This is a genomic window from Burkholderia sp. 4M9327F10 (genome assembly GCF_005503145.1).
In the GTDB taxonomy this organism is placed as follows: Bacteria; Pseudomonadota; Gammaproteobacteria; order Burkholderiales; family Burkholderiaceae; genus Paraburkholderia.
The window spans coordinates 1-18,275 of record NZ_SCNV01000071.1 but is presented as its reverse complement, the minus strand read 5'-3'; the positions used below and the strand labels follow the sequence as shown (position 1 = coordinate 18,275).

The window sequence follows — 18,275 nt, the reverse complement described above, 5'->3', positions numbered from 1 at the left end:
GCACGCAGCTTCAACTGAGTCGAATATGGTCAATCCCTTCCCTACCGTACGTCCCTGGTGCTTTGGGCACTTCGTCATCGGGCTGCCTACGCAGAGCGCGGTTTCGGCGCAGGAGTTTGCCTACGACGGCTACAAGATAGAAACAGTTCGTAACGTGAGCCAGTCTGAATTTCAGACCAGGGTCGCCGCCCGTGAAAATGAACTACGGACGAAGAGGCGCGTCGACCCGAGCGACGGTAACGTCCCGACGAAATCGGCCCTGCTTCAGATGGCAGCGTCGCCCGATCAGCATTCGCGGATTCTGGTCTTCAGCGATGTTCAGGTGCCGGATGTCGATCTGTCGTTTGATGTCGAAGGATATGCACATGCCGGATCAAACATGTATATCCTAAAGACGCAGGCTGACAGCGAATACCTTCCGAAGCTGGTGACGAACGACGGACCGATTTTGACGGGTGTCCGATATCGTGAAGACCAGACGATTCCAACAGAAAAGGGTTTCTGCTTCGAGGGCGGCTACATTACGGGAAAGACCAGCCAGAGCGAAGATGTTGTGCAGTCCTTTGCTCTGTTGCCAGGTAAGCCCGCGCTTCTGAATATCGAGATTCGCGACGCCGTCGACACAGATGGCAACACGTCGTTGCTTTCTACCCTGCCGGATCTGCGCCGACAAATCGAGAGCAAGGGCGTGGGTGGCCAGGTCAAGGTCCTGCGGGAAGGTAAGAGGAAACTGGCGGGCATGGACGCCGAGGAAGTATTGATGTCGGTTGGCGATGGAGCAACGCACCTCTATCGGTTCTATCTCCTTGCGAACGGCAGTCCTTCAAACGCGGCAGAGCCGCACACTTCCGTTGAGATGGATCTAGGCGATCTTTCACCCGGCGGAAAACTGACCGCGCAGGATGCTTCTCCGCTCGACGAGGCCAGTGCGATAGCGGCGTGGGACGCGTTGCTCAACAGCATGCACCTGCGACCAGGGGCTCTTTAGATATGCAAGCGAAGTCTGCTCACAAACGGGTGCGACCGTGAGACGCTCTGACGTAGTGAAAGGCGACCGTACCATCGTCGGCGGTGTCGTCGAAGCGGGCGATTCAGCCGACATGCTGAACGGTCGGGAGCAGGCCTACGAGGGCGACCCGGTATCTTGCCCCGTCTGCAAGACGACCGGAAAAATAAAGTGCGATGGCCCGCGCCTGCCGACCACCGGACCTGACGGAAGGCAAGCGGCGTTGAGCGATGACCTGTGCATATGCCAGTGCACGCCTAGCCCGCGCCTTGTTGCCTCGCAGGATGCCTCTTACAGCGGCGAATGAGTGCTCAGCCAGATGGCAGCGACCGCAGGGGCCGGTCTCAACGCTCTCCCCTAACTTTTACAACATTCCTCATGCGCAAACGCAGCCTGGGCTTATACGTTTTACTTCTCGCCGTTGCCGCGTCGTCAAGTGGCTGTGGCGTTATGGGCTGTCTGGGCGACCACAATCATGGTACCGCGTGCAATGAGCCGATCTAACCCGCTGGCGTAGTACACGCTGGACGAGCCCCTTGGAATGAAGGCGCAGGTGCTTGCCGGCCGCGGCTGGTTGAGCCTGTCGAGCGCTTCAGCTATTGGGCTTCCATCCGTCGCTTGTCAGCGTTACGGCCCAATGAGACTCGCTCGTGCCGACGCCGTTGACCGTGCGACGTACCACGGGAAACGCCGCCTGGATGTCGACGCTCGTCGCCCAGGCCGCCATATCGTCGATTCGATACGTGTAATAGACCGTCGTGCCCTGATAATCGCCAAGTTTCATGGGAGCATCCCATCTCGTTACCTTTCCCAACGAGAAATGGCCATAGCACAGCTCGCCGCTGCGTAGCTTCGGGGTGTCGTCAGCGATTGGATGAAAATACTTCAAGCCTTCGGCACTGAGTTGATAACGCTCGATCGCCCCTGCCGTGTCGGACTGCCCTGCAGCAATTGGGGAGGCGGTGAGAAGACCGGCATTCTTGAGCGCCTCCATCGCCTTTCCGATTGCAGGAAAGCCCGTGCGGGCGATGTCTGCCTGCGTCAGGTCGACCGGATAGTTGCCTTCCGGCAGGCACGCTAGCTGACCTTTGGCGAGCAACGTGTTTATTGCGGCAGAGAAGTTTTTCTCGCTGGGATCGCTTTTATCGGAGCAGCCGGCGACGGCCGTTGCCATCGTGACGGCTACCAATACGATGTGTGTCCTGTTCATCTGACTCCAATTTCGCGTCTGGATCGCTTTGCTGTCGGTTAAACCAGTTTTGCCAGTCGTTGGTGAGACGATGGGCCGAACCGGGGCGCGGTCAGAATGATATGACAATTTTTCATCGCCCCAACAGCGGCGGCTGTGCCGTACGGCGATTGCGGTTTCGCGGAAAGATTATATACTGTGTTTTTATACAGTATTTGTCCGTAGCTCATGTTTGCAACCGCACAAATTGCAGAACCGGCGCTTGCGGCTACGTGGCCCGGTGCAGAGTTACCTGCTGGTGGTAGAAGATGTTCCGTCGTCGAACCGATCTCCGACGGACGGTGCTTAGCGATTTGCCTTGAGCCTACCGGTAGCTGTAGCCGCGGTACCGAAAAACAGCCGCGTCGGCGCGTGCATGGCCTGTTCCAATGAGCACGATGGATCCGAGCGGTACATCGCTGCCGGCTTATGCCGAGCTGTTCTGCTTCTCCAACTTCACGTTCCTACATGGCGCGTCGCATGCGCAGGAACTCGTCAAACGCGCCGCGCAACTGGGCTACTCGGGACTGGCCGTGACGGACGAATGCTCACTTGCCGGTGTCGTGCGAGCGCATGTTGCGGCGAAACAGGTGGGGCTGCCACTTGTCATCGGCTCTTATTTTCAGTTGCGCAATGCCGATGGCTCGTTCGCGTTCGGGTTGATTCTGCTCGCGCAGAACCGCGAGGGGTATGGCAACCTTTCGGAACTGATTACGCTTGCGCGGACGCGCGCACCGAAGGGGCAGTACCGGCTGACACCGCATGATCTGTCACGCCCCGATCGCGACAGCGCGCATTTGCGTGGCATGCCCGATTGCCTCGCGATTCTGGTGCCGGCATTTCCCGCCAGGGAAGAGGCGCTCGAAGCGCAAATTGAATGGCTCGACGCGACGTTTCCCGATCGCGCGTGGGTGGGGCTTGTCCTGCATCAGCGCGCGATGGACGATATTCATCGTGGTGCAGTCGAGTATGTCGCCGATGCCCAGAACGTGCCGGTCGTCGCTCTCGGTAATGTTGCGATGCATGTGCGTTCGCGAAAACCCTTGCAGGACACGTTGACTGCGATCCGTGTCGGCAAGCCGGTTCATGCGTGCGGTTACGATCTCGCGCCGAACGCCGAGCAGCATCTGCGGTCGCGCCTGCGCATCGCCAATCTTTATCCGGAGCAGACACTGAGCGAGACGCTTGACGTTCTGGAGCGCTGCACCTTCTCGCTCGACGAACTCAGGTACGAATATCCCGATGAGATCGTGCCCAAGGGTTTCACGCCTGCTACATACCTTCGTCAGGAGACGTATGCCGGCGCGACGTGGCGCTTCCCTGGGGGCATTCCGGCGAGTGTCCAACAACAACTTGAGTACGAACTCAAGCTTATTGCGGATCTGAAATACGAGCCGTATTTTCTGACGGTTTACGATATCGTCCGCTATGCTCGCAGTCAGCATATCCTGTGTCAGGGGCGCGGGTCGGCGGCGAACTCGGCCGTTTGCTATTGCCTTCAGATTACCGAGGTCGACCCCGCACGGGGCAACATGCTGTTTGAGCGCTTCATTTCAAAGGAACGAGGTGAACCTCCCGATATCGACGTTGACTTCGAACACCAGCGGCGTGAGGAGGTAATCCAGTACATTTATCGAAAGTACGGACGGAACCGTGCGGCCATTGCGGCAGCGGTGTCCACTTACCGGCCACGCGGCGCGCTGCGTGAGACGGGAAAGGCGCTAGGAATTGATCCGCAGATCGTGGACGCGGTTGCAAAGTCACATCACTGGTTCGACAGCGATCGGGACCTGCTAACGCGTTTCGAGGAGTCCGGTCTTAACCCGGAAACGCCGCTGATTCAGGCCTGGGCGAGACTGGCCTCGCAACTGCTCAACTTTCCGCGGCATCTGTCGCAGCATTCCGGTGGTTTCGTGATCAGCCGCGGCAAGCTCACGCGACTCGTGCCGGTAGAGAACGCCGCGATGGCGGATCGGTCCGTCATTGAATGGGATAAGGACGATCTGGAGTCGTTAGGCCTTCTCAAGGTAGACGTACTCGCGCTCGGCATGTTGTCAGCGATCCGTCGAGCGCTTGATCTCGTCGCGGAGCGGCGCGGTGAGCGCTTCGAGATGCAGGAAATTCCGCCAGAGGACGAGGCGACCTATGACATGATTTGCCGCGCCGACACGATCGGGGTGTTCCAGATCGAATCGCGTGCGCAGATGAGCATGCTGCCGCGCCTGCGGCCGCGAGAGTTCTACGACCTGGTTATCGAGGTGGCCATTGTGCGTCCTGGTCCGATTCAGGGCGGGGCCGTGCACCCTTATCTGCGTCGGCGCCAGAAACAGGAGCCGGTAACCTATCCCAACGAGAAACTGAAGATCGCGCTGGGTCGCACGCTTGGCGTGCCGATTTTCCAGGAACAGGTAATGCAGGTAGCCATGATTGCGGCCGGTTTCACGCCAGGTGAAGCCGACGAGTTGCGCTGTGCGATGGCTGCATGGAAGCGTAAGGGCGGTCTGGAGAAGTACTATGATCGCATCATCAACGGGATGCAGGAACGCGGCTACGAACGGAGCTTCGCCGAAGCGATTTTCGAGCAGATCAAGGGTTTCGGGGAATACGGCTTTCCGGAAAGTCACGCGGCGAGTTTTGCCTTGCTGGTCTATGCGAGTAGCTGGCTGAAATGCCATGAGCCTGAGTCGTTTCTCGCCGCCATGCTTAACAGCCAGCCGATGGGTTTCTACTCACCGACGCAGCTCGTGCAGGACGCGCGGCGACATGGCGTCAGGGTGTTGCCGGTTGACGTGACGAGCAGCGGCTGGGATTCGGTGCTCGAGTCACTCGACGGGGCTGCACGTCCGGCTGTTCGTCTCGGACTGTCGTTACTGCGCGGCATGAGGGATGGCGCCGCAGAGCGTATTGAGAACTCGCGTGCCGTACGGCCGTTCAGCGGCGTGCATGATCTGGCCCGTCGTGCGCAACTCGACCGCCACGACCTGCGCGTGCTGGCTGGTGCGAATGCACTTGCCGCGCTTGCCGGCAATCGTCGCGAGGCTTTGTGGCATTCGGTGGCTGCTGTCCCGGATAAGGACATGTTGTCGGGCGCCGCGATACAGGACGATACACCCGAGCTTGGTGCGCCGTCGGAGGCGAATGATATCGTCGCGGACTACCGGTCGGTCGGATTGACGCTCGGACGTCATCCGCTTGCGCTCTTGCGGCCGCGACTGCTTGAAAGGCGGCTCATGCCGGCGGAATTGCTGGTGCGATATCGTAATGGACAGCTCGCACGCGCGTGCGGGCTTGTCACAGTCAGGCAGCGCCCCGGGACAGCCAACGGCGTGATGTTCATGACGCTCGAAGACGAGAGCGGAGTGGTGAACGTCATTGTGTGGGAATCCGTTCTGGAAAAATTCCGGCGTGAAGCCTTGGGTGCTTCGCTATTGGCAGTGTATGGCGTGTGGCAGCTTCAGGACGAAGTGCGGCATCTGGTTGCCCAGCGCCTGGTGGATATGTCTGACCTACTCGGACAATTGAACATCGTCAGCCGCGATTTCTGCTGAACTGAAGACAAAGGGGACTCGCATGAACATTCGTGTAGGGACGGCTTCGTGGACAGATCCTACCCTGATCAAGAGCAAGCGCTTCTATCCACCTGGCTGCAATAGTGCGGAAGCGAGGCTTCGTTTCTATGCAGGCCGGTTTCCGATCGTTGAAGTGGATTCGAGTTACTATGCCATGCCCAGCGGCGCGAATTCCTTGCTTTGGGTCGATCGAACGCCGGATGACTTCGTGTTCAACATCAAGGCATACAGGCTCTTCACAGGGCATCAGACGGGCCGCGATATGTTTCCGAAGGATATCCAGCCTGCGCTGCCTCAAAACGGCAAGAAGAACCTCTACTACAAGGATGTGCCCGCCGATGTCTGCCAGGAGCTTTGGCGGCGCTATCTCGAAGCTATTGACCCGCTGCGCGCCGCAGGCAAGCTCGGCGTCGTTCATTTTCAGTTTGCCCCGTGGGTAACGAGCGCTCCGAAGGACGCGGAACACGTTGCGCATTGCGCAGACGCTATGTCTGGTTACACGATGGCGGTCGAGTTCCGGAACAAATCCTGGTTTGATGAGAAGCACGTCGCCTCCACGCTAGCGTTCGAACGCGAGCGCGGTCTCGTGAACGTCATCGTCGACGAGCCGCAGGGAACCGGCAACAGCATACCGTCGGTGTGGGAAGTGACAAACGAGCGGTTGGCTCTTGTTCGACTTCACGGGCGAAATCACGAAATGTGGAACGTCAAAGGAGCTACTGCAGCCAGCGACCGGTTTAACTACGACTACAGCGAGCAGGAACTCGAGGAGCTTGCGGATCAGATCAACGCGATCGCGGCGCTGGCCGGACAAACCCACGTGATCTTCAACAATAACTACGAGGACCAGGGGCAGCGGAATGCCCAGACTCTGATGTCGCTCTTTGGGGACTCCGCAGTAATCGCGACATGACAATCTAAGGGATAGCGCCCCTCCGTCACGTTGATCACCATGACAGAGAGGCGCACATTTGAACACGTCTATATTCAGATCAACTTGGGGTGGTATCCCCCAGATAGGTCTGGATCGAAGGCAAGAGGAAGTCAGCAAAGATGCCCGCTCCAATCAACGCCCTCTGAGCCCCCCTGATCTGCTGCGGTGTGAACTGCTGCCAAGCCACGCGAGTCGTTACCCCGCCATTCACTCCCGGCCCGCGGATGATCTGCTCCGTCGAAATGTCGTACCTCCCGCCGCTTCGAACAGCGAGTTGCGTGTCGTTGGCGAGCTGATCCATCTGCGGCGCCGTCCTTGCGCCTACCTTGCCGCCGATACCACCGCCGATAGCGCCGAACGCAAAGCCCAACGCAGCCGAGACGCCTACCGCGCTGCCGCTGATCGACTGCCCTTCGGCGACACTGGTCAGCGTCGTGGTAGCTGCGCCGGCTGCGGCGCCGATTATGCCGCCGGAGAGTGCACCATAGATGACCGGATGCGCGCTGGCGGCGATAGGACCGCTGATTCCAGCCAGCAGGCCGCCGGCTGCGGCACCGATACCCGCGCTGATTCCCACCTGAATACCGAAGTCCTTCCACGAAAAATCGTCGCGGTGTTGCAGCGAATAACCAACCGCTGTAGCACCGCCGCCGATCAGTGCGCCGGCCGCCGCTCCTACCGCTACTGCCGCCAAGCCACTGGCCGCGCCACCGGTCGCGACGATCGCCACACCACTGGCGATCGCTACCAGCCCAATCACCAACCCGGCCCACCAGGCGGTGTGGCCGTCCGGATCGACGTGGTTGAGCGGATTGTTCAGCTCGAAGGCAAAGCGGTTCCACACATTGCATTGCAGCTCGCTGGTGCCGCCAAGACGCGTATCCGGGGTCAGGAACGTACCGAGAGACGGGTCGTAATAGCGTGCACCGAAATAGTAGAGCCCTGTCACTGGATCCCAGGTACGGCCTTCATACAAGGGGATGTCCGGTATCGGGCCGGAGACCGCTTTGACCATGCCGAAGGCGTCGTATGCCAATTGGTTTCGCAGCGCCCCGTTTGCGTCGAGGCAATGGGTAACGCTGCCCTTGTTGTCGCGACGGAAATAAAGCGACTGGCAAGTCCCCGCTTGCGTGACGATCGAGGCGAGCGCACCGGCGCTGTCAAACAGTGTTTTCCGGATGGTCGTTGCGGAGGCGGTTTTCACTACCTGGTAGCAGGGGTTGATCGTGAGCGTAACCGTGCCATCCGCGCTCACCTGACGAAGCCGCTGGCCCCTGTCGTCCGACATCGCCTGCAGAAGCTCCGTGCCGTTGGTATCCTTCACCATGCGCAGGCATCCCAGTCCGTCGTACTGGAACCCGAGCGTTTGTCCGCTCGAGGTCTGCGACAGGGTTCGGCCACACTGATCGCGCGTGGCACTGTAGATTGGGGCACCGCCGCTTTCGACCTGACGCGGGAAATGTGCGTCGTAGCTGTAGCGGCTCGCGTTCTTCATCTGCAAATTGCCGCCGGCGTCGTACTGATAGCTGGTTGCTTCAAAGCCGGGAATCGTTGCCGACACCAACCGCTTGCCCAGGTAAGCGAAACTTTGCGTCGAGTTCGCTGCGCCGTGTTGTTCCTGAATTTGCAGGACCTGGTTTAACTGATCGTACTGATAGTTCGAGCCGAACAGCACCTGCCCGCCCACAGTCAAGGATTCGGCATAAATCTGATCGAGCGGGTTGCGTTGATAGGCAAACGTCGCGCCGTTGTTGTAATTCATCGCCGAATAACTACCGGCGGGCGTAAATGCTGAATAGGTGACCTGCACGCCGTCCAGTGACTGTGCGCTCAACAACCCATCAACGAAAGTGCGCTGCAGCAGCGTCTGATCTGGCAAAGTCTGTTCCACCAGTCGCTTCGTCGGATCGTACTTCGATCGGGTCGTAAAGGTTTGTGCCTCGCCGATGAGCGCCAGCGTTTCCTGAGCGATATTTCCATACTCGTCGTAAGCGAAACTTCGCGTCGACTCGACGGTATCGCCCTGCGTGATAGTGATAACAGAGACGCGCCCCAGTCCATTCGATGCAGTGTCGTATTGGTAGGTAAACTGGCGCCCGTCCTGGAAGGTTGTCGTCAAGACCCGGCCAAGCAGATCGTAGCTGTAGCTGATGCTGGCCTGGGCAGCATCCGTTTGTGAGGATAGTAACCCGGTCGCGGGATCGTATTGATAGCGGATACCCGGCGTTGTACCGGTCGTGTTCTGGTCGGGGTTATCCAGCGAGGTTTTCCGGCTCAGCGAGTCGTAGGTCAGTGTGTTGTGGACGCCATTCGGATCGACCGATTGCCAGTTACGAGCCAGTGGATCGAACTGGAAGTCTGTGACCGCACCGTTATCGACGGCGACGGCGGTTTGCGCGATGCAATCCTTGCCGTCGAACCAATGGTGGGTAAAGGTCTGGACATACTGCTCCGCCGCGCCGGCCGCTTGCGTTTCCGTAACCACACCAGATCTGCCGTAAGCCCACCTGGTGGTCACCGACAATTCGCCATTCGCGCCACCTGGCTGTACTGCAAGAACGGGGCGGTCGAGCGCATCGTACTGGTACGACGCATAAAGCGCCGTCGAAGCGGAGACGAGATCCGTGCAGAAGAATGGAATGCCCTTGCGCGACGGCTTACCGGTGGCGGTGTAATCGAACGTAGCGGTTGAATACTGCTCGCTGCCGTTATTGCTGGTGCGCACGGCGGTCAGCCGCTCGCGCGACAGACCGTCGACGAACCGCAAGTTCGCGAGAAGGCTTCGTACGTTGTCGTCGGGAAATTGCTGCAAGATCAGGTGCTGCGAATAGATACCCTGCTGGCCATCGTCCAGATAGGCAACTGTTTCAAGCGACACGACTTTCGCCGCCATGAACTGATTGTGCATCGATCCGGTCACAAGCCCGGACAGCGTATTGGTGTCCGATTGCGTCCCCGCTGGCACAGGTCCCTGTCTGGCGACGAGACGGCCAAATCCATCTAGCGCCGAGATGGAAATAAAGCCGTTAGCATCCTGCTCTGCGACCTGGATGCCAAAGCGCGGATCGTAGCCGGCATAGCCGATTAGCGCGGTACCTTGCGCATTGCCCGGCGAAACCGTTTGATCGATGTAGGTGTTGTAGGTCGTCTCAAAGACATAGCGGGTGGTGCGATTGCCGGGCAGTGTTTCCGTCACGCGATTGCCAAAACCATCGTACTGATAGGTCGTCGTCAGGAAAACATGGTTACCGCTATCCCAGTTCGCCACTGACTGGCGGTTATAGGTGGTCGGAAAATACGTCGTGGCCGAGAGCGTCAGGTCGCCCTGGTTGAATGTAGCGATATTGGAATCTGCGGCGTTCAGCGAGGCCTTCTGGTGCGTCGGCAACCCTAACACCCAGGCGGTCTGATCGTTGACGACAGCGCGGTAGCGATAAAGCATCTCGCTACTTTGCAACGGCCTCAACATGCCTGGAAGAATGGGGTTTCCTTTGGGATCGGTCTGACTGGGTGATGCGACCACAGCAGGGTCGATATATTCGACATAGCCATACCAGGTCTCGCACAGATTATTCCCATATGCGTCGTAGTGCAGAATATTTCCATTCTGAACGTCAGCAAAGACGTTGGCAGTGACATAGTCGAAAGCACCATCGGTATAGGTGTAACGCAGTGTGCCAGTCGTTACCACCTCAACGCTGTTCTGCTGAGGATAGATCGTCGATGCGCGGCTCAAATAGGTCGTCAGCGTCAATTCCAGCGGCGCACCGCCCGATTCGGAGCTGACAGAGGCTACTTTGCCGGTAAGCGGGAAATCCTGGTTATAGAGCTGGCGCGTCAATAACTGTGTCGATGTATCGAGGGTGCAGACCTGCCGGAAACCCTGCCAGCCCCGCCCTAGCAGATCGATTTGCGCGTCAGCATAGGACAGCGTGTAGCCAAACGAATACGGATGGCGGTTTCTCCCCGGCGCATTGCTCAAGGTATAGCCGGACACCACATAGACAGCCTGACCGATTACAGATTGAATCGGGAACTGTGCAGGCGACAGGTGATTGCAATAACGCTGAGCCGAACTCTTCGGGAATGCGCCATTCTGTCCTCCAGAATAAACGGCAGGATTGGTGAGCGGCTGGTATTCGATGTTGATCAGACCGCCCAATTGATCCTCGATCGAGCTGACCAGATCCGGATAGGCCCCAGCGGACAGGTACGGCTGAATGTTGACACAACGATTCGCGTCGAGATATGCATAAAGAAGATCGGCTTTCCCGCTGCCGGTGACATCTCCGATCAGGAAGCTCAACTGGGGCAGGATCTGGTCGCTGCTTACGGTGGCGGCCTGAGAGTAATTGCCTGCCGGAGACGCCGAGTAGATAGCGAAATTCCAGTTCCCACGCTGGGGATCGGTCCAGCAGCCGAGAATATCGGAAGCATTTCCGCCAAAGAATCCCATTGGAAACAGGTTAGCGCAAGGCGTGAACCCGGCCGACACCGCGCCGGCGGTGAAATGCCCCACGCCATCCGACAGATAGGACTGAAACTTCATCCAACCGTCGCTATCCTGGAAAACCCGCACGATATCGGTCAACCCGTCCCCGTTCGGGTCGGCCGGTAGCATGCTACCCATCCGGGCGAACGGCACATCCAGCAACTCCCCGCTCGAGACGACATTGAATGGAGCGAATGCATTTTTTTCAGCCCGCGTGGTGATCAGGCAGTAAACCATGGTTTGCTGGGTCTCAGGATCCTCGGTCAGCAACACCAGATCGGTAATGCCATCGCCGTTAACGTCGGCGGCAAACAGGCTCGCGCTATTGGCTGGAAAGGGCAAGCTGGTCGCCACACTCGTGGTGTAGCCAAAATACTCACTGCTGCTATCGATCGAAGTGATGTAGCAATTCAACACCAGCGTTTGTGATTGGGTATCGCGGGTCGCCTGCACGATATCGGTTCTGCCGTCGCCATTCAGGTCGACTGCAAAAAACAGATCGTCGTCGGTAAAAGCATTAGAGGTGGTTACCGTCTGCGGCGCAGAGAAACCGTTGCCGTTGGATAAGGCGGTGTCGATGCTCAATGAGTTGCCGTTGCTCGCATCAGGGTAAATGACGAGTAGATCTCCGCGCCCATCGCCATCAACATCAGTCGCGAACAGTTTTTTTGCATCCGGATAGACGGTTTGCAGCCTGCTTGTCGGTTGCAAGGCAAACTCGACCTTGCCGTTGCTGTAATTCGCCAGGTAGGTATCGACGCATAAAGAACCACTATCGGGATCGTTGAAGAACTGTACGACATCGGTGAGCCCGTCGCCGTTGACGTCCATGGACAGAATCTTGCCGCTGCCAAGCACGGTATTCTGCTGACTACTATCGATGGATGGATTGGTCACGTCCTGCCAGGCTACCTCGATGTCGGGCAAGGCTGGGTTGCCTTCTCCTGCCGCCCCGGTCACCGACAGGGACACCAGCCGCGACAGCCGGGTCGCGCAACTGGTCGCATAATGCAGGCTGTAGGTGGTCACGACGTTGTCGGGATTATTTGCCTGACCTATGTAGCTGGTGATTGTGTCGAGGAGGCAGTCGACCTCGATCTTGCAGCCACCGACGTAGGAAACGATTTTGTCGTCGCGCGCGACATATGAAAAAACCACAAAGCGATTGGCCGAGGCGGCCCCGTCCTTGCGCGTCGTGTACTGGATCGTTTGCAGATAATAGGCACCGCTTTCCGGTAGACCGGCCACCGGGCTCTGCGTATACGTATACTCGATCCGGTTGCCGTTCAGATCCTGTATTGCGTTGAGCGCCCACACCCGCACGCCGCCCGCGTTAGCCAGAATCCTGCTGTCCGAGGTCTTGCCGTATTCGTGAATCTCGCCATTCTTCGACACCACAACAAAGCCATCGCTTTCGGTCGTGCCAGCAATCACCTTGACCCAGCACTGGACTTCGGTGGCATAGAGGGCTTCGCTCCCCCAATAATCGCCCGACACATTGAGCAGCCGCTGCCCATCCAGCAACAAACGGTCGCTATCGTTGAAATTGATCGCGCTCTTATATCCGTCGGTTGCGTAGTTGGCGCCGGTGCGCGTAATCGAAGATACGCCTTCGATACTCCAGCCCACGCCCAGTGGGCCGTTGCCACCGCGGTGGTTATAGTTAATTCCAAGGAGCGGACTGAGCCCGTTTATGCCGGGTGGAACCGCGATGGGAATTCGATAGGTCGCCTGACCGCTCGAGTCCACATTAAACGCGCCCTGTTTGATAGCCACTGCAGACAGGACATCGCCATTCTTCACGAGATTAATCACGTCAGACATTCGTGGTTCCTTTGGGCAAGTCAGAAACGCGCCCGGGTCGATGAAGCCAGCGCTCAGAAATGAATGTGGCCGATTAGCCTCACGGTTGATCGGCCAAAATCAATTAGGAAATTTGATCTTATTGACTCTTCTTTTCTGAAGGCGGGAGAAGGTCAGGGTATTGGCCTGTGGGAGGCTGCCCTTCTGGTCCGGTTGAACAGATGAAGTAGTTCGAGTTGGGCAGGGGGAAGAGTGAGGCGTTTGCTGTGGCGCCACTGCCAGCATCGTCCCAGATCAGCGTCGACACGGGTGTCGCGTACTTAACGAGATCGCTTCGCACCAGGGCCAAAGCAGGGTAGTTTTTGGGATCCGGAGTCTGGCCGTTCGTGCCAGGTCCGGTGAAGATGATTGTGCCGATAGCGATGTAATTCGGATCTGTACAATTCGGCTGCCAGAAAGAGTAATCTGAGTCTTTACCCGAGCCTGCGTCACACCAGATTCTTGAGAAGCCGGTGGGGCTCTTGAGGCAAGGATTAGCCGGGTCGTCATTCATTGGTTGAACGATGATGCATGACGACGGACAGGTGTCGGGATAACCCTGAACGGCCACCTGGCCAAGAAAGAAATGGCCTTCCGGCACTGTCGGTTGAAACACGCTTAAGTCCATGTTTGCGTGTAAGCCGTGGTCGGTACCCGCCAGTGTGAAATTTGCGCCGCCGCTGAGAATCGTCTGTTTCAGAAAGCTTTGCCCATCAAGAGCTTTCTCGTCCCCTACATCCTGTGCTTCAGTGCCATTACTGATTGCCATCTTTCTACCTCCGGTTGAGTTAACAGCGGAAAAATTTATGATTTGTATGGAGAATATAGAGGGTCAATGTTACTCGCAAGTGTAAAATGGCTGTGTAATTTTTACCGTTTGTACGCGGGTAAAGGAACCAAAGGCTAGTTGCTGTTTGGCTGGCTAACGGCAAGCGTTGGGAAAATCTGGAAAGCTCGAAAAGCAGGAGGGCAATGCAATGGCTACTGCCGTCACGGAAGTTGAAATCCTTCGCCAATACATTGATGGTGTCATGGCGCGAGCCGATCATCACGCTCGCGGCGTCGACGAAGTTGCACTACTGTTGATCGGCACAATCCTTTGGCGTAAGGATGCAGACCAAGAAATCAAAATCTTGACGAATGTCCTCTGGGTTCATATCGGGAGCAAGCGCTATGCGTTTGCGTATAACCACGCGTCAGGGGAAATCGAGATGCGAGAGGGGGCACGCAAGGTAGTGTCAAACATGTTTTCGATAATTCCGTTACCGCGGCCGCAGTAAAGTTGATCTTTGAAAGGCTATAGTAAATATTCAGTATGCTTTATCTCTGCTGCTCATGTGGTTTAAAGACGACTCGAAAAATTGACCAGGTCGTCCTGTGCGGCACGATCAAGCGCTACACCCCACGCTGGACGATGCTGGGCGAATCCGGCTTCGAGTGCTTGTCGGAGCCGAGTAGCACCCACCAGGCGCCCCACGGCCAAAGTCGTGCTATCTGATGCTCCAGATCTCGCAATCTGCCAGAGGTGCGCGTGCTCGACGGTCGGCTCAAGCTGGTCGGACAGGAAGCTGGCGAAGTCACTTATCGGAAGGATTCCACCCTCAGTGAGTACCGCGCCCAGTTGAACCGCGACTCGGATGATTGACGGCATTGCACCGTTAAACAGGTTCGCGTTTGGATCAATGCGCTGGGTTTCGAACACCGCTCCCGCAATCACGCGCCAAACCCCTGCCGTGTCGACAGACGCCGCCCCCGAAGCATTGAGCCCAATTAGACTCCAGGCCAAGGCCGGGTAGGCCGGGTTGTCGAGGTTACGGTGCGCGTCGTAGCTCAGTTGCTCTCTTAACTCGTAAGTATCTCGCCACAGAGTCTCGAACCACAGTTTCATGTCGGACAGATTCGAGAGCACAAGAGCGACGATGGTTGCCTCCGGCGAATTCGTGGCGAGCCCTGCTGGCCGCCCCGTAGCACTCACAAGCCCTTGCCGGACTGCTTCCGCAAGAATCTCGGCTGCCGCTATTGCATTACCTTGGGCCGCCAGAATCGACGCCTCGGACAAGACACGATGAACTCCCCAGAGGGGCTCCTCCTGGCGTATCCAGTCGAAAGCGGCTTCGCCAAGAGGCGTGATGCGACTTGACAATTGGATACGTAACCTGTCCCGCAGGCTCCTTTGTGCATTCACGTCTGCCTGGGCACGACCTGCCCGGCGCGGCGTGTCTCGCCAGATGATCTGCTGCAGCCATGCGCGGCCGATCCAGTTCCCATCGCTACGCGAGAACATGTTGTCGAGAACATGGCCGAGCCCAGTCTCGACTGCTGCCATGTCTTGCATGTCGGTGGCCGTGAACCGTGTCTCGATCGCATCGAACAAGGCAAAGATGACCACAGGCCCTAGGGGTGCCCCGTCGATCGAGAAGACATTGGGGGATGCGCTTACCAAGGACGCGGCCAAATCCAGATCGATTGGCGACAGGGGATCGCCAAATCCGTGCTGAAACAATGTCGGAAAACTGGCCAGCATTTCCATGTAACGACCGGGCCAGAGGGCTGCGGCAACCTGATGAGCCCAGCCTACTCCAATCGGCATACCGTCATATCGAGGCCAGAGGTCCCGCGACGTCAAAGGTCGTGTGGCGATTGCTTCGGCATACCGCCGCATCCGTACATTAAAGTGCGAATTCCAAAGTGCCTGCAGGTGCGTGCGCAAGAGCGCCAGAAGTGGGTAACTGTCATGTACATCCGCAACGCGACTGCAGACTATGGATGCCAATGTGGCGTTACTGACGTTGCCTAGCATCTGCAATGTCTCGACGATCCCGAAGTTCTCGGGTTGATCCATGCTGACAGCAATCGCGATGGCGGCCTGGCCCATGAGCCAACTCAGGCGAGCGTCTAGATGACGCGCCTGCCCTGGACTTGCGGCGGCGATGATTGCATCGCGCCAGCCCATGAGCCCCGCAGCTGCCAGGCACTCCGCTAAAGTGTTCGCACCTGATACGTCCAGCGGGCGCAACACAAGTGCTCCGAACTCATCCGTTGAGTCCTGGGCACGAAGCCACTCAACGGTCATGGCCAGGGCAGCCTCACCATCTTCTGGGCAAGGAAGGGTCAAGCTGTTGTCAGTCATTGCCTGTGTCTCGCGGCTGCATGTCCTGCGATCGCTCGATCCACTTCGCCAGACGTCGCAGTTGGTAACCGGCTTCCTGTCTCAGCGACCACGGCTGGGTGGGGCGATTGGTCCAATAAGTCTCGAAGGGCTCTGCTTCTGCAAATGCTTCCGCCAGCACGGTGCGTGTTTCTGTGGGTTCGGCGACCAAGGTCATCAGGCTGATCTCGCCCTTACCCATCTGGTTGAACGAGTGACCGGAGTGCCAAACCACATCGTCGACCTGCAAGAAGCGATCATGCAGGCGCCGGATCCGCGAAACCCGGATATCGATTTCCCCGAATTCCTGTGCGGGGTCTCGTAATTCCCTGATTTTCTCGAGCATCTGGTCTCCGAACAAGTCGCCGTTCGTGTCGGAGCGGCGGTTGCGACCAGGCCGAGGATTAATTAGACCTCGGATGGCAACACCTTGGTAGGACGCGGCCGTCGCGAACTCCTGAAGGTCGTCGGCGTCAAGATAGGGATCAACAAGGAAGACTTGAGTCCGGGCCGAGGCGATGAGTTCGCGAATCCACGTAACCGTGTCTTCCCGATCATTTTCGAATAGACGAGCGATGCGTCGGACCAGAGGTGCCTCAGCCGGCCTCAAGTCCCCGATGCGCTCACTGCGAGCCCGCTGCAGCCTCTCGAGTTGGCGGAGCGCGGTCGGCGGTGATTCAGCTAACATAGCAGGCTGCGGACGAACATGAACGGTTCGCGGCTGGGTCAACGGCGCGCGCCGGGGTGGTGCTACTTCTCGTGGATGTCCTTGTGGGGTGTGGCTCACACTGACGCTGCGGAAGAAGAAGCCTGGGGCCTCGTGATCGAGACGACCGCGAATATCACAGACCAGGTCATGGCGAATAGTCGAGACTTGGGAGGGTGCCTGGGCACGAAAACGGCCTAGGGCATCGGGCGTACCTTCTGCACGCCACGCAGGGGCACCCGCACGAAATTCTTCGATGCTCAACCTCAGGGTCGAGAGATTGGCGTTGCGGCGCGGCGCCCCCCCAACTTCAATGGTCTCTCCTGCCGTTGCCGAGCGATCTGCGATGCGGGTACCGCAGTAACGGAGAAGCGGGTTCGGAGCGACCAACACGCCTGAGCCCAACCAGTCGTCGTACGCAAGTAAATCGAAGTAAATATGCTGTCGCAACCATTCCCTAGCGCGGATGAAGGCTTCGACTTCGGTTGAGCCATTTCGGATTGCCTCGACCGGCTCGGCTAGCGCCTCCATCGGGATCAGACGGTGCAGCCGGGGTCTACCATGCCAAGCGGGTGAGAAAGGCGGCGGCTCAGATAAGACTATGAATCCATTGTAGTCAGGCTCAGGCGCCAGGCGGGCCATCGTTATCGGGACGTCGCGGCCGGGGATCAAGGCCCGGCCCTGCTTGAGCGTCTCATACCAAGCGATTGCGTCCGCCAACGATAGAACGATTCGACTAACGCAGAGGCGATCAGATCCGAAGTTCCGCCACCATCCACCATTCGGGGGCTGCGGCGGGACCGGCATCTCCGCAGGCAGAAGCTCGACGGAAACAAACAGCAGATAATTGACGCGAGCCCGAATGAGGGTCACGAGACGGATCACTGCAACAGAGTAATCGCCCTCCACAAGAGTTGGCCATTCGTCGTCTATTGATTCCGGCACAGCGAAAACGGTCTCTTGCATAGCCCAGCCATATGCTTACTTATTCAGATCATCGCGCAGCCCCGGGGTATTCTACGACAACCGAGCCGCATGCATCTCGCCGGCACGCCCACTCAAGATTTTAGACATGGCGTTCCGGGCCTTCATCCTGTAAATCCGGCATCTAGCATCTGAATGATGGTGCAGTAGATCGCTTGTTCGACATCACTCGAAATTCTGGTAGCAATACGGATCACGTCGTTAGTTTCCTGATGCTGGCTTTGCTCTTCGTTCAGTATGCGCGGTCTCAACCGGTAGTCCCCCCGCTTCTAACGGAGTTCAGAAGTAGAGGTCATGCCGCGATGGGCAACTTCTGTTTGGGCGGTACGCCGCCAATGGCCGTGTTCGGCCTCTCGTGATTGTATG

Annotated in this window: 10 protein-coding genes; 5 read left to right on the top strand and 5 right to left on the bottom strand. The window is 58.0% G+C overall.

Annotation, left to right across the window (positions count from 1 at the left end; genetic code table 11):
* The first annotated feature begins 25 nt into the window (after positions 1-25).
* Both FFS45_RS42625 and FFS45_RS36175 read left to right on the top strand, forming a co-directional pair.
* Positions 26-988, top strand: a complete 963-nt coding sequence (locus FFS45_RS42625; RefSeq protein ID WP_249363067.1) for a T6SS immunity protein Tli4 family protein — start codon at positions 26-28, stop codon at positions 986-988.
* Positions 989-1,025: 37 nt separating this feature from the next.
* Entirely contained in the window at positions 1,026-1,313 is a 288-nt protein-coding gene (locus FFS45_RS36175) for a PAAR domain-containing protein (RefSeq protein ID WP_137959433.1), read from the top strand.
* Between the two features lie 285 nt (positions 1,314-1,598).
* Here the strand turns inward: FFS45_RS36175 and FFS45_RS36170 are convergent, their stop codons facing one another.
* Positions 1,599-2,216 carry a hypothetical protein gene (locus tag FFS45_RS36170; RefSeq protein ID WP_137959432.1) on the bottom strand — a complete coding sequence of 206 codons (618 nt, stop codon included), beginning with the start codon at positions 2,214-2,216 and terminating at the stop codon, positions 1,599-1,601.
* 416 nt (positions 2,217-2,632) lie between these two features.
* Here FFS45_RS36170 and FFS45_RS36165 point away from each other — a divergent pair, with 416 nt between their 5' ends.
* Positions 2,633-5,782, top strand: a complete 3,150-nt coding sequence (locus tag FFS45_RS36165) for an error-prone DNA polymerase (protein WP_137959445.1) — start codon at positions 2,633-2,635, stop codon at positions 5,780-5,782.
* 22 nt (positions 5,783-5,804) lie between these two features.
* Positions 5,805-6,716, top strand: coding sequence for a DUF72 domain-containing protein (locus FFS45_RS36160; protein ID WP_137959431.1), 912 nt, complete (start codon positions 5,805-5,807; stop codon positions 6,714-6,716).
* Positions 6,717-6,795: 79 nt separating this feature from the next.
* Here FFS45_RS36160 and FFS45_RS36155 read toward each other — a convergent pair whose 3' ends face one another.
* A complete protein-coding gene (locus FFS45_RS36155) occupies positions 6,796-13,053 on the bottom strand; it encodes an RHS repeat-associated core domain-containing protein (protein WP_137959430.1) in 6,258 nt (2,085 codons plus the stop codon).
* Between the two features lie 118 nt (positions 13,054-13,171).
* Positions 13,172-13,840 carry a Vps62-related protein gene (locus tag FFS45_RS36150; RefSeq protein ID WP_137959429.1) on the bottom strand — a complete coding sequence of 223 codons (669 nt, stop codon included), beginning with the start codon at positions 13,838-13,840 and terminating at the stop codon, positions 13,172-13,174.
* A gap of 208 nt (positions 13,841-14,048) precedes the next feature.
* On the opposite strand from FFS45_RS36150, the gene FFS45_RS36145 reads away from it, so the two are divergent.
* Positions 14,049-14,351 carry a hypothetical protein gene (locus FFS45_RS36145; protein WP_212745791.1) on the top strand — a complete coding sequence of 101 codons (303 nt, stop codon included), beginning with the start codon at positions 14,049-14,051 and terminating at the stop codon, positions 14,349-14,351.
* Between the two features lie 62 nt (positions 14,352-14,413).
* Here FFS45_RS36145 and FFS45_RS36140 read toward each other — a convergent pair whose 3' ends face one another.
* Both FFS45_RS36140 and FFS45_RS36135 read right to left on the bottom strand, forming a co-directional pair.
* The gene (locus FFS45_RS36140; RefSeq protein WP_137959428.1) at positions 14,414-16,201 is read right to left on the bottom strand and encodes a hypothetical protein; all 1,788 of its coding nucleotides are present in this window, start codon (positions 16,199-16,201) and stop codon (positions 14,414-14,416) included.
* On the bottom strand, positions 16,194-17,891 hold the full coding sequence (locus FFS45_RS36135) for a VPA1262 family N-terminal domain-containing protein (RefSeq protein ID WP_137959427.1): 1,698 nt from the start codon (positions 17,889-17,891) through the stop codon (positions 16,194-16,196). The genes FFS45_RS36140 and FFS45_RS36135 overlap by 8 nt, the downstream gene beginning before the upstream one ends.
* Positions 17,892-18,275: the final 384 nt, after the last annotated feature.